The sequence below is a fragment of the Stenotrophomonas sp. 10N36 genome, assembly GCF_056395005.1.
This window is the reverse complement of the sequence record NZ_JBFTIS010000001.1, coordinates 397240-408925: the sequence shown is the minus strand read 5'-3', so window position 1 is coordinate 408925 and position 11686 is coordinate 397240. Positions and strand designations below refer to the sequence as shown.

At 66.4% G+C, this 11686-nt stretch carries 9 protein-coding genes and 2 tRNA genes; 10 read left to right on the top strand and 1 reads right to left on the bottom strand.

Annotated features, from left to right (window positions below):
- Nucleotides 1-21: 21 nt before the first annotated feature.
- The 8 genes from ppnN to AC1DCJ_RS01935 all read left to right on the top strand — a co-directional run bounded on the left by ppnN (nucleotide 22) and on the right by AC1DCJ_RS01935 (nucleotide 8568).
- Nucleotides 22-1410 carry a nucleotide 5'-monophosphate nucleosidase PpnN gene (gene ppnN, locus AC1DCJ_RS01970; protein WP_038692338.1) on the top strand — a complete coding sequence of 463 codons (1389 nt, stop codon included), beginning with the start codon at nucleotides 22-24 and terminating at the stop codon, nucleotides 1408-1410.
- Nucleotides 1411-1594: 184 nt separating this feature from the next.
- A complete protein-coding gene (locus tag AC1DCJ_RS01965; protein WP_137189078.1) occupies nucleotides 1595-2107 on the top strand; it encodes a GspH/FimT family pseudopilin in 513 nt (170 codons plus the stop codon).
- The gene (pilV, locus tag AC1DCJ_RS01960) at nucleotides 2104-2586 is read left to right on the top strand and encodes a type IV pilus modification protein PilV (RefSeq protein WP_478069957.1); all 483 of its coding nucleotides are present in this window, start codon (nucleotides 2104-2106) and stop codon (nucleotides 2584-2586) included. Before AC1DCJ_RS01965 ends, pilV begins: the two co-directional genes overlap by 4 nt.
- 11 nt (nucleotides 2587-2597) lie before the next feature.
- Nucleotides 2598-3743, top strand: coding sequence for a PilW family protein (locus AC1DCJ_RS01955; RefSeq protein WP_478069956.1), 1146 nt, complete (start codon nucleotides 2598-2600; stop codon nucleotides 3741-3743).
- Between the two features lie 2 nt (nucleotides 3744-3745).
- On the top strand, nucleotides 3746-4261 hold the full coding sequence (locus tag AC1DCJ_RS01950; RefSeq protein WP_141058637.1) for a pilus assembly PilX family protein: 516 nt from the start codon (nucleotides 3746-3748) through the stop codon (nucleotides 4259-4261).
- A 10-nt stretch (nucleotides 4262-4271) separates the two neighbouring features.
- Complete coding sequence (locus AC1DCJ_RS01945; RefSeq protein ID WP_478069955.1) at nucleotides 4272-8009, top strand: pilus assembly protein; 3738 nt, start codon at nucleotides 4272-4274, stop codon at nucleotides 8007-8009.
- Between the two features lie 38 nt (nucleotides 8010-8047).
- Nucleotides 8048-8440, top strand: a complete 393-nt coding sequence (locus tag AC1DCJ_RS01940; RefSeq protein ID WP_478069954.1) for a type IV pilin protein — start codon at nucleotides 8048-8050, stop codon at nucleotides 8438-8440.
- Between the two features lie 51 nt (nucleotides 8441-8491).
- Nucleotides 8492-8568: transfer RNA gene (locus tag AC1DCJ_RS01935), tRNA-Asn, on the top strand.
- Nucleotides 8569-8652: 84 nt separating this feature from the next.
- On the opposite strand, the gene AC1DCJ_RS01930 is transcribed toward AC1DCJ_RS01935, so the two are convergent.
- A complete protein-coding gene (locus AC1DCJ_RS01930) occupies nucleotides 8653-9207 on the bottom strand; it encodes a GspH/FimT family pseudopilin (RefSeq protein WP_137189084.1) in 555 nt (184 codons plus the stop codon).
- Nucleotides 9208-9361: 154 nt separating this feature from the next.
- Here AC1DCJ_RS01930 and uvrB point away from each other — a divergent pair, with 154 nt between their 5' ends.
- Entirely contained in the window at nucleotides 9362-11386 is a 2025-nt protein-coding gene (gene uvrB / locus AC1DCJ_RS01925; RefSeq protein WP_038689243.1) for an excinuclease ABC subunit UvrB, read from the top strand.
- A gap of 107 nt (nucleotides 11387-11493) precedes the next feature.
- Nucleotides 11494-11568: transfer RNA gene (locus AC1DCJ_RS01920), tRNA-Val, on the top strand.
- Nucleotides 11569-11686 lie beyond the last annotated feature (118 nt).

Here is an 11686-nt window from a genome sequence, read left to right as displayed (position 1 = left end):
GAGGAAGCGAAAAGAATGGAAATGAAGATCACCGAAACGCCGGCGCGGACGCTGCCGGTGCAGGACGCGCGGATCTACCCGCGCGGTGGGTTGGATGTGTTGTCGCGCGCCGAGGTGGCACGCCTGCGCGATGCATCCGGCGGCGGCATGCACGAGCTGCTGCGCCGCTGCGCGCTGGCCGTGCTGACCAGCGGCAGCGCCTCCGACGATCCGCGCGCGGCGCGCGATCTGTACCCCGATTTCGACATCCAGGTGGCCCAGCAGGATCGCGGCGTGCGCATCGACCTGGTGAACGCGCCGGCGATGGCCTTCGTCGACGGCGAGATCATCCGCGGCGTCGCCGAGTTGCTGTTTGCCGTGGTCCGCGACCTGGCCTACATGGCCATCGAAATGGGCCCGGCTTACGCGGCCGAACTGGAATCCTCCGAAGGGATCACCAACGCGGTGTTCGGGCTGCTGCGCAACGCGCGCATCCTCAACCCGGGCGACCCGAACCTTGTGGTGTGCTGGGGTGGCCACTCGATCGGCCGCGATGAGTACCTGTACACCAAGCAGGTCGGCTACGAGCTGGGCCTGCGCGGCCTGGATATCTGCACCGGCTGCGGCCCGGGCGCGATGAAGGGCCCGATGAAGGGCGCCACCATTGCCCACGCCAAGCAGCGCAAGCACGTCACCCGGTACATCGGCCTGACCGAGCCGGGCATCATCGCCGCCGAGTCGCCGAACCCGATCGTCAACCACCTGGTGATCATGCCGGACATCGAGAAGCGTCTCGAAGCGTTCGTGCGGATCGGCCACGGCATCATCGTGTTCGCCGGCGGCGTCGGTACCGCCGAGGAAATCCTGTACCTGCTCGGCATCCTGCTGCGCGAGGAAAACAAGGACCTGCCGTTCCCGCTGATCCTGACCGGCCCGACCGTGGCCGCGCCGTACTTCGAGCAGATCGACCGCTTCATCCGCCTGACCCTGGGCGATGCGGCGGCCGCGCGCTACGAGATCATCATCGGCGACCCGGTGGCAGTGGCGCGACGCATGTCCGCGGGCATCAAGCGCGTGCGCGAGCACCGCCTGGAGCAGAAGGATTCGTTCTTCTTCAACTGGTCCATCGAGATTCCGTGGGAGTACCAGCAGCCGTTCGTGCCGACCCATGAAGCCATGGCCGCGCTGGACCTGCACCACGGGCGACCGCCGCATGCCCTGGCGGCCGATCTGCGCCGCGCGTTCTCCGGCATCGTGGCCGGCAACGTGAAGGAAGACGGCATGCGCCGCATCGAGGAGTTCGGCCCGTTCGAGATCCACGGCGACGCCGACATGATGCAGGCCCTGGACGAGCTGCTGCGCGGCTTCGTCGAGCAGCGCCGGATGAAGATTTCCGGCGAGTACCAGCCCTGCTACAAGGTCCTGGCCTGAGCCCAGCGCCCCGGCTGACCCGCCGGGGCGGGGGAGGGTGGGCCGGGTCCTGGCCGCCCTCCCGGTACCGCGCGGCGTCAACCCCTTGACGCCTGTCGCCCCCGGATGACCGTTCATCCTGCCGCCCCTTGCCGGCAGGCGGCGAGGCGTCCATCGTCTGTCCCATCACGCTGGGGAGCGTTCCATGTCCATGCGCCCGTCCAAGGGTTTCACACTGGTTGAGTTGATGGTCACCGTCGCGGTGGTCGCCATCCTGTCGGCCATCGCCTATCCGAGCTTCCAGGGCACCCTCCGCTCCAACCGGCTGGCGGCCGGGCACAACGAGCTGCTGGGGCTGGTCAACCTGGCCCGCAGCGAAGCCATCCGCAACAGCCGCGGTGGCGGCGTGTGCGGCAGCAGCAACGGCAATACCTGCGACGGCGCCTGGGGCGTCGGCATGATGGCCTTCTCCGACATCGACCATAACGGCCTGTACGGCACCGGCGACACCGTGCTGCGGTTCAACAAGATCAGCAGCGGCCTGGTCGTGCAGGGCCCCACCGCACCGATCGCCTTCGATGGGCGTGGCCGCCGCAAGCTGGCGGCAGACCAGGTGCTGGTGATGCGCCCGGACAAGTGCGGCACCCAGTCCCTGCTGCGTACCGTCACCATCAACGCCTCTGGCCAGATCAGCGCCGTGAAGGGAGCTTGCCCATGAAGCGTCGTCCCGTCCCTCTCCGCGCTGCCCAGGGTGGCTTCACCCTGCTGGAAGTGCTGATCGCGATCGTGATCCTCGCCTTCGGGCTGCTCGGGTTCGCACTGCTGCAGACCGCCAACATCCGGTTCGTGCAGAGTGCCAATTACCGTACCCAGGCCACCAACCTGGCCTACGACCTCACCGAGCAGATGCGCAGCAACCGGCACCAGTCGGCCTGGTACACCAATGCCACCTTCGCGCCGGGTACCGTGAGCGCAACCGATACTGCCTGCACGCGGCCGGTCAGCAATGCGGTGACGATCGAACAGAATATCTCCCGCTGGCAATGCCAGGTCGTCAAGGCCATGGGCGCCAATGCCGGCGCCACCGTGGTCATGGTCAATGGCGCCGCCACGGTCTCCATTACCTGGGCCGACGACCGATGGGATGCAAGCAACCCGGATTCGCCCACCACCTTCGCCCTGACCACCCAGCTATGAGTTCCCTGTCCATGTCCAGAACGCGCCAGCACGGCCTGTCGTTGGTGGAACTGATGATCGCCATGGCCATCGGCCTGGTGCTCATGCTGGGTGTCATCCAGATCTTCATCGCGTCGCAGTCGGCCTCGCGGCTGTCCGAAGGCGTAGCCCGCGTACAGGAAAACGGCCGCTTCGCGCTGGACTTCCTGGAGCGCGATGTCCGCATGGCCGGGCACATGGGGTGCGTGAACGACCTTGCGCATATCGTGAAGGCGTTCGGCGACCCGCGGATCACCACCGGCGCGACGGCAGGCAGCGGCGCGCCCCTGGATTTCAACGTGGCCGTGCAAGGCTATGAAGCCCCGGGTACGGCGCCGAACGCCACCCTGGTGGCCGGCGGCGGCACGATTCCGGCGGGCATGCCGGGCACCATCACCGGGCTGGTGCCCGCGCCGGTGGCCGGCAGTGACGTACTGGTGCTGCGTTACCTGGCCCCGGAAGGCGTGCCGGTGATCGGCGTGAGTGCCACCACCTTGACCATGGATACGGCCAAGGCGGCGCGGCTGAACCTCAATGGCGTCGCCGCACCCACCGTGTTCGGCGTGGCCGACTGCAACTCGGCGCAGGTGTTCCGCGGTTCGGTCAGTGGGGGCACGGTGACCGCCACCGGCGGCGTGGATCTGTCCCGGTTCGTGGCCGCGCCCCTGGCGCCGACCATGGTCTATCGCGCCGAATCGGTGGTGTATTACGTGGGTGTCAACGCTGCTACCGGCGAGCCCGGCCTGCGCCGCGCACGCGCCGGCTCCGCAGGTACTTACGTCATCAACGAAGAGCTGGTGGAAGGCGTGGAGAACATGCAGCTGCTGTTCGGCCTGGACACCACCGCCAACATCAGCAAGGCCACCCAGCCGACCGGCAACATCACCGCCCAGGCGACGGCGTCGGGTGTGACCACCCAGACCAACGCCACCGGTGTGGGGCAGTGGCGTCGCGTCGGCCTGGTGCAGGTGGGGCTGGTGCTGCGAAGCCCGGGGGCGGCCACCGTGGCCGCCTCGGACGTGACCTCCGAGCTGGGCGTGCTGGGCACCAAGTACGACGCCAGCGGGCTCAAGGATGGGCGCTACCGCACCTCCTACGAAGTCAGCATCGCGCTGCGCAACCGTCTGTTCGGGAACTGACCATGGCGACCAAGAACGCTCCCTCCCTCTCCAGCCGCCGCCACCAGCAGGGTGCGGTGCTGTACGTGGCACTGATCATGCTGATCCTGCTGGCGCTGCTCGGCATCGCCGGCATGCAGGTGGCCGGCATGCAGGAGAAGATGGCCTCCAACTACCGGGCGGTGAACCGCTCGTTCCAGAACACCGAGGGCGTGGTGCGCACCGCCGAAGCCACCGCGGCGGCCGTCTTCAACCGCACCACGGCGCCGGCCGGCGCGCTGTTCACCGAGAGTGCCATCACGCTGGACTGCAACGCGTTCGACGCGGTGGAGTGGGCCGAGCAACGCAGTACCGGTGCCGCGCCAGCGGTCAACGTGCGCCGCATCGACTCCTGCGGTGGTGACGTTGCCGGCAATTCCAACAGCATGGGCAAGACTGGCGATACCCCGACGGCGACGTACCAGATCACCGGCTTCTCGGCCGACACCCCGGCCAGCCCGACGTCTGCGTCGGTCGTCGACACCATTTTCAAGCTCTGAGGACGCGGCCATGGCTACGCGCAAGTTCAAGTGGATTACCGCTACCTCCGCCGTCGCCCTCGCGGGCCTGGGGCTGCTTGGTTACAACCTGATCGCCGCGCAGGCGCAGGGCCTGCTGGCACAGGCGCCCCTGAACAATCAGGTGCAGACGCCGCCGGCCTTCATCATGGCGGTGGATGATTCCGGCTCGATGACCTTCCAGACCCAGTTCCCGGGCATGGACGGCGAGGGCTGCTGGGACACTGGCCGCAAGAGCTTCTTCGATTCCAGTGGCAACCTGAACACCTCCGGCAACTGCGATTATTTCTACCTGCTGCCGGGTACACGCATCAACAACTACTACGGTATCCCGCCGATCGATCAGCTGGGGTTCTCGCGCTCGTCCGACTTCAACCCGACCTACTTCAACCCTGCGGTGAAGTACGAGCCCTGGGTGGCCGGCAACGGCGTGTCCTATGGTGACGCCGGCCTGCTGGCCACCCGCGTCGATCCGCGCAACACCGGTACGGTGGCGCTGGCCTCGCCGTACTACAGCACCGCGGGTGCGGATTCGTTCCGCATGCAGGACGGCATGGTGATCCCGGCGGGTACGTTCTACCGGTACGGCAACACCAACTACCAGCGCACCAACGACTACACCTGGAACGACGGTGTGGCCACGATCTACATGCAGTACACGCCGGCAACCTTCTTCACCCGCTGGACCTCGGCCAACGATCCGTACCCGCAGATTCCTGGGGTGAACAACGCCTACAACGGCGTCACCCGTGTGCGCGTGAACAATGCCTGCGGTACCAACTGCTCGATGTGGAAGTACACCATCGGCGCGGGCAATACCGCGGCGCTGCAGAACTTCGCCAACTGGTACTCGTATTACGGCAACCGCAACCGCGCGATGATTGCCGGCATGACCCGTTCGCTGTCGGACGTCAACAATCTGCGCGTGGGTTATTTCCGGATCAACCAGAACGGCAGCTACGACAGCGGTTCGGACCAGAGCAAGCGGCTGACCATGCGTGACATGGCGGTCAACACCGACAAGCTCGCGCTGTATACGGACATGATCGCCCTGACCGCCAGCGGCGGTACGCCCAACCGGCAGGCGGTGAACGCGGCCGCGCTGCAGTTCACCCGGACCGACACTGGTGCACCGGTACAGCTGTCGTGCCAGAAGAATGCGGTGATGCTGTTCACCGACGGCTTCAGCAACGGCGGTGGTCCGACGGTCGGCAACAACGACGGCGGCATGGGCAGCCCGTTCCAGGACGGCAACAGCAACACGATGGCCGACATCGTGACCAAGTACTACAACAGTGTGGGCGGCGCCTCGCCGTTGCGCACCGACCTGACTGCCGGCCAGGTGCCGGTGCCGCAGGCGTGCAAGGCCGGCAATCCGGACAAGAGCCTGGACTGCCAGACCAACCTGCACATCAACTTCTACGGCGTCACCCTGGGCGCGCGCGGCAATCTGTTCAATCCGGACCTGGATCAGAACCCGTACACCGACGCGTCGATCTACGGCAACTGGCCGCCGCGCCAGGACGACCAGCGCAGCACGGTCGATGACATCTGGCATGCCACGGTCAACACCCGCGGCGAGTACATCAACGCCCGTACCCCGGAAGAAATCACCACCGCGATGCGCCGGGTGCTGTCGTCGGTGACCTCGGGTGCCTCGCCGTCCGGTGGCTCCGGTTCCAGCGGTGCCCGCGTCGGTGCCGGTTCCATCACGGTGGGCCCCAGCTACGAAATCGCCAACGAAGGTACCGACTGGTTCGGTCGCCTGTCGGCCAGTGCGCTGTCGGTCAATTCGCAGCGGCAGGTGGTCTCCACCCCGATCTGGGAGGCGGCTGCGTTGCTGCCCAACAGCGGGCGCAAGGTCTTCTACACCAAGGATGGCACCACCCGTGAGTTCAACGATGGCAGCGTGACGCTGGCCGACCTGTGCACCAAGTCGACCGCACTGTACCCGGGCATGTCCCGCTGCAGCGCCACCGAGCTGACCGCACTGGGGGCCACGGCCACCACGGCGGTGGCCTACCTCAAGGGTGACCAGAGCGGCGAAGTGAAAAGTGGCGGCAAGCTGCGCGATCGCACCACGCGGCTGGGTGACATCGTCAACTCCAGCCCGGTGGTAAGCGCACCGGGCGATGACTTCGGTTACCGCCGTCTTGGGGTCGACCTGGCCGCGTCGTACCAGACCTACCTGACCAACAAGCGGGCCAACGCCAACTACATGGTCTACGTGGGGGCCAATGACGGCATGCTGCATGCCTTCAATGGCGGCATGAACGGCGCCGGCACCCAGATTGCAGGTGGCGGTACCGAGGCGTTCGCCTACATCCCGGCCACGGCGCTCGGCCACATGGGCAACCTGCTGTTCCCGTACAACGCCAAGAACCTGAACGACCAGAAGTTCGATCACCGCTACTACGTCGACGGCAAGATCACCGTGGTCGATACCCGTTACGGCAACAACTGGCATACCACCCTGGTGGGCGCCTCCGGCGCCGGTGGCCGCAGCGTGTTCGGTCTGGACGTGACCCCGGGCACCACTTTTGGTGCCAGCAGCAAGCTGTGGGAAATCAGCGATCTGGATACGGCCCTGTCGGCCGACGTGCGCAACAACATCGGCCATGTGCTGGCGCGCCCGGTGATCGTGCCGATGCTCGACAGCGCCGGTACGCCGGTCTGGCGCGCGGTATTTGGCAATGGCTACAACAGCGCCAATGGCAAGGCGGTGCTGTTCCTGGTCGACATCAAGACCGGCACGCCGACCATTTCGATGATTGAAGCGGTGGAATCCGGCGCCGGCGTGCCCACCGGCAGCAACGGCCTGGGCAGCGTGGTTGTGGTGGACCGTTACGGCGGCACCAGCCAGCAGACCCGCGGCAGCGACGGCTACGCCGACACCGCCTACGGCACCGACCAGAAGGGCGCGGTCTGGAAGTTCGACCTGCGCAGCCGTGCCAACGTGACGGTGCCGCTGTTCACGACCCGCAGCTACACCGAAGGCGGCCGCACGCTGCGCCAGCCGTTCACCGGCGGCATCGAGTCGATGTCCGGTGAGCTGGGCGGCAACATGCTGTTCTTCGGCACCGGCAGCTTCTCCTTTGTCGGCGATCCGTCCGACCTGTCGGTGCAGTCGCTGTATGGCGTCAACGACACCACGGACGGCGCGGTCACCACGACGCTCACCCGCGCCAACCTGGGCGGCAGCAGCGTGATCACCAGCGGCGGCCAGCGTACGCTCAGCACCGGCACACCGCCGAACAACGGTCGCGGCTGGTACGTCGACCTGCCGGCCGGCGAGCGTTTCGTGGGCAACCCGACGATCTCCGAGGGCGTTGTCTACCTGCCCACCTATGTGCCCACGCCGGGCAACGCGGGCTGCGCCTCGTCGGGGACCAATTGGCTGTTCGGCCTGCAGTCGAGTACCGGCGGCGGTGCCTTTGGCCAGTCGCGCCTCGACTCGACCACCGGCACGATGATCTCCGATGGCGTGGCGGGGCTCAGGACCGATTCGACCGGCAGTGCCGCCGTGACCGACGTCGGCATCAATTCGCTGCCCGGGGGCGGCCTGGCCGCTGGTGGTAGCGGCGGTGGCGGTGGCGGCCCCGGCGGTGGCGGCCCGACGGGTCCGCCGCCGACACCGGAGAACGAGTGTTGGAACTACGTCAACAACGGCAGCCAGCGGATCTTCGTGCCGTATCCTTGTGGTCGTCAATCGTGGAGGCAGATCCAGTGACCCGTTATCGTTGTCATGCACGCGGCAGGTCGCGAGTGGTGGGCTTCACCCTGATCGAGCTGATGGTGGTGGTGGCCGTGATCGCCATCCTGAGCGCGATCGCGTACCCGAACTACACCCAGTACGTGCTGCGCTCCAAGCGCGCCCAGGCCAAGGCCGAGATGGTCGAGTACATGCAGCGCGCCGAACGCATGCATACGCTCAACAACAGCTATTTGGCGTTCAAGTTCAGCGAGACGGGGTCGCAGACGATCAACTCGCCGCGTACCGGCACCGCCGCCTACCAGCTGACCATCAACCCGGGGGCGCAGACGTATACGATCACGGCCGTCCCCCAGGGCGGCCAGGCCAGGGACAAGTGCGGCACGATGACCGTCAACCAGGCCGGCCAGAAGACGCCGGCCACTGCGTCCGGAGTGACCTGCTGGTAAGCGCGCAGAGTGTTGCAAGGTCCGGTGTGAGCGTCTAGAATGCGCCTCCCCGCCCGAATAGCTCAGCCGGTTAGAGCACTTGACTGTTAATCAGGGGGTCGTTGGTTCGAGTCCAACTTCGGGCGCCAGATTCTGAAAAGGCCGCGAGAAATCGCGGCCTTTTCTATGTGTCCGGCCGCACGCCTGGCGCGTGGGCCGACGGTGCAAGGTCGTCACGGTGCACAGCCGCCTGGGCGACGGACGCTCTCCGAGCGTATCCGCCCACTGTTGTTCACGATGATCTCCGCCATCAGGTCGCCACGGGCGCAGACCTGCAGGGTCAGGTTGGTGCCGAAGGCACGGCCATCCGGCAGGAAGCGCATATGCCGACGCCCATCGCTCGAGCGGATCGTCCAGCCGGGCGGGTAGCGAAGCTGGTGGTGGCGCAGCGGCGGCCCGGCGTCGGTGGTCGGCCCATCGCCCCGCCCGGCGCGATGCACGATCCAGCCGGTCGCCCAGCCGTTCGCGTCTCCGCTGCAGGTCGCGCCGTCGACGCTGGCGCACACCCGGATGGGGTGGCGCCCCTGGATCGCGGCCAACCGGGCGAAGGCGAGGTGGCTGCTCACTACCTGCCGGGCGCTGGCAGCGCGCTGCCGGTCCAGCACCGGCTGCAGGCCGGGCAGGGCGATGGCACACAGCACGGCAACGACCGCGAGGCCCACCACCAGTTCAAGCAGGGTCAACCCCGCATGAAAGCCCGGTATCCAGCAGCGCTTCACGGCAGTCATGGTGTATCCGTCCACGGCAGGAGCAGGCGTTCAGCCTGTTCTGCGGCACGCGCGGCTCCCATCGGCCCAAGGCTGCCCGCGTTGTCAGCCTTCCCCTCAGCCGGCCGTCACCATTGCCCCCGGTATACTGGCAGGCCCCGGATATGGCGGCACCATGAGCGATCGCTTCGAACTTGTCTCCCCGTATTCGCCGGCCGGCGACCAGCCCGCGGCGATCGAGAAGCTGACGGCCAACTTCGAGGCGGGCATCGCCAAGCAGACCCTGCTCGGCGTGACCGGCTCGGGCAAGACCTACACCATTGCCAACGTCATCCAGAACGTCCAGAAACCGACGCTGATCATGGCGCCGAACAAGACCCTGGCCGCGCAGCTGTACGGTGAGTTCAAGTCGTTCTTCCCGAACAATGCGGTCGAGTACTTCGTCAGCTACTACGACTACTACCAGCCCGAAGCCTACGTGGCCGCGTCGGATACCTTCATCGAGAAGGACAGTTCGATCAACGAGCACATCGAGCAGATGCGCCTGGCCGCGACCAAGACCCTGCTGTCGCGCCCGGACGCGATCGTGGTGGCCACGGTGTCGGCGATCTATGGCCTGGGCGCGCCGGAAGACTACCTGTCGCTGCGCCTGATCCTGTCCACCGGCGAGCGCATCGAGCAGCGCGACCTGATCAACCACCTGACCTCGCTGCAGTTCACCCGCAACGAGTACGAACTGCAGCGCGGTACGTTCCGCGTGCGGGGCGAAGTCATCGACGTGTTCCCGGCCGAGTCGGACAGCGAAGCGGTACGCATCGAGCTGTTTGATGGGGTGGTCGAGCAGATCAGCATGTTCGACCCGCTCACCGGTGAAAGCCTGCGCAAGCTGATGCGCTATACGCTGTACCCCAAAACCCACTATGCAACCACCCGCGAGCGCGTGCTGGCGGCGGTGGAAACCATCAAGGCCGAGCTCAAGCCGCGCCTGGAGCAGCTCTACGAGCAGAACAAGCTGGTGGAAGCGCAGCGCCTGGCGCAGCGTACCCAGTTCGACCTGGAGATGATGGCCGAGGTCGGCTTCTGCAACGGCATCGAAAACTATTCGCGGCATCTCACCGGCAAGGCCCCGGGCGAGCCGCCGCCGACCCTGTTCGACTACCTGCCGGCCGACGCGCTGCTGGTGATCGACGAGTCGCACGTGACCATTCCGCAGATCGGCGCGATGTTCAAGGGCGACCGGTCGCGCAAGGAAACCCTGGTGGAGTTTGGCTTCCGCCTGCCGTCGGCGCTGGACAACCGCCCGCTGCGTTTCGAGGAGTGGGAGGCGCGCTGCCCGCGCAGCATCTACGTGTCGGCCACGCCCGGCCCGTACGAATTGCGCGAAGCCGGCGATGAGATCACCGAACTGGTGGTGCGCCCGACCGGCCTGATCGATCCGGTGGTGGAGATCCGCCCCGTGGGGACCCAGGTCGACGACCTGATGAGCGAAGTCAACGAGCGGATCAAACTCGGCGACCGCGTGCTGGTCACCACGCTGACCAAGCGCATGGCCGAAAACCTCACCGACTACCTCACCGAGCACGGCATCCGCGTGCGCTACCTGCATTCGGACATCGACACGGTGGAGCGGGTGGAGATCATCCGCGACCTGCGCCTGGGCAAGTTCGACGTGCTGGTGGGCATCAACCTGCTGCGCGAAGGCCTGGACATGCCCGAAGTGTCGCTGGTGGCGATCCTGGATGCGGACAAGGAAGGCTTCCTGCGTTCCACCGGTTCGCTGATCCAGACCATTGGCCGCGCGGCGCGCAACCTGCGTGGCAAGGCGATCCTGTACGCGGACAAGATCACGCGCTCGATGCAGGCGGCGATCGACGAGACCGACCGTCGTCGCGCCAAGCAGGTCGAGTACAACGAATTGCATGGCATCACGCCGAAGTCGGTGCTGCGGCCGATCACCGATGTGCTTGAAGGTGCGCGGTCGGATGCGGCCGAGAAAGAGTCGCGCGGCAAGGGCAAGGGCCGCGGTGGCAAAGTGGCCGAAGAGGCGGTGGATTACCGCACGCTGGGGCCGGCGCAGATCGCCAAGCGGCTGCAGGCGCTGGAGCAGAAGATGTACCAGCACGCCCGCGACCTGGAATTTGAAGATGCCGCGCACGTGCGCGACCAGATCCGGCAGTTGAAGGAGGCCAGTCTGGGCTGAACAGCGCGTTGTGAAATATCTTCACAAAAGTGTTGCGCTTGCCGGGGGACGTCCGTAATATACGCGGCCTGCACCGACGCATTCGCAGCGGCGCAGAAGCAGGAAACGGGCGGTTAGCTCAGCGGTAGAGCACTACCTTGACATGGTAGGGGTCACAGGTTCGAACCCTGTACCGCCCACCACTCCAGTCGCAGAGACTGCAGTGTGACCCACAGAAAAGCCGGCCATCAGGTCGGCTTTTTCGTTTGGGTCGGCGTTGGTCGGGTCGCCATGGCGGGACCGGCGGCATTCACCGACATC

What these genes read in the sequence shown, in the direction of transcription:
- ppnN (WP_038692338.1), top strand. Translation starts at nt 22, where the DNA reads ATGAAGATCACCGAAACGCCGGCGCGGACGCTGCCGGTGCAGGACGCG.
- AC1DCJ_RS01965 (WP_137189078.1), top strand. Translation starts at nt 1,595, where the DNA reads ATGTCCATGCGCCCGTCCAAGGGTTTCACACTGGTTGAGTTGATGGTC.
- pilV (WP_478069957.1), top strand. Translation starts at nt 2,104, where the DNA reads ATGAAGCGTCGTCCCGTCCCTCTCCGCGCTGCCCAGGGTGGCTTCACC.
- AC1DCJ_RS01955 (WP_478069956.1), top strand. Translation starts at nt 2,598, where the DNA reads ATGTCCAGAACGCGCCAGCACGGCCTGTCGTTGGTGGAACTGATGATC.
- AC1DCJ_RS01950 (WP_141058637.1), top strand. Translation starts at nt 3,746, where the DNA reads ATGGCGACCAAGAACGCTCCCTCCCTCTCCAGCCGCCGCCACCAGCAG.
- AC1DCJ_RS01945 (WP_478069955.1), top strand. Translation starts at nt 4,272, where the DNA reads ATGGCTACGCGCAAGTTCAAGTGGATTACCGCTACCTCCGCCGTCGCC.
- AC1DCJ_RS01930 (WP_137189084.1), bottom strand. Translation starts at nt 9,207, where the DNA reads ATGACTGCCGTGAAGCGCTGCTGGATACCGGGCTTTCATGCGGGGTTG.
- uvrB (WP_038689243.1), top strand. Translation starts at nt 9,362, where the DNA reads ATGAGCGATCGCTTCGAACTTGTCTCCCCGTATTCGCCGGCCGGCGAC.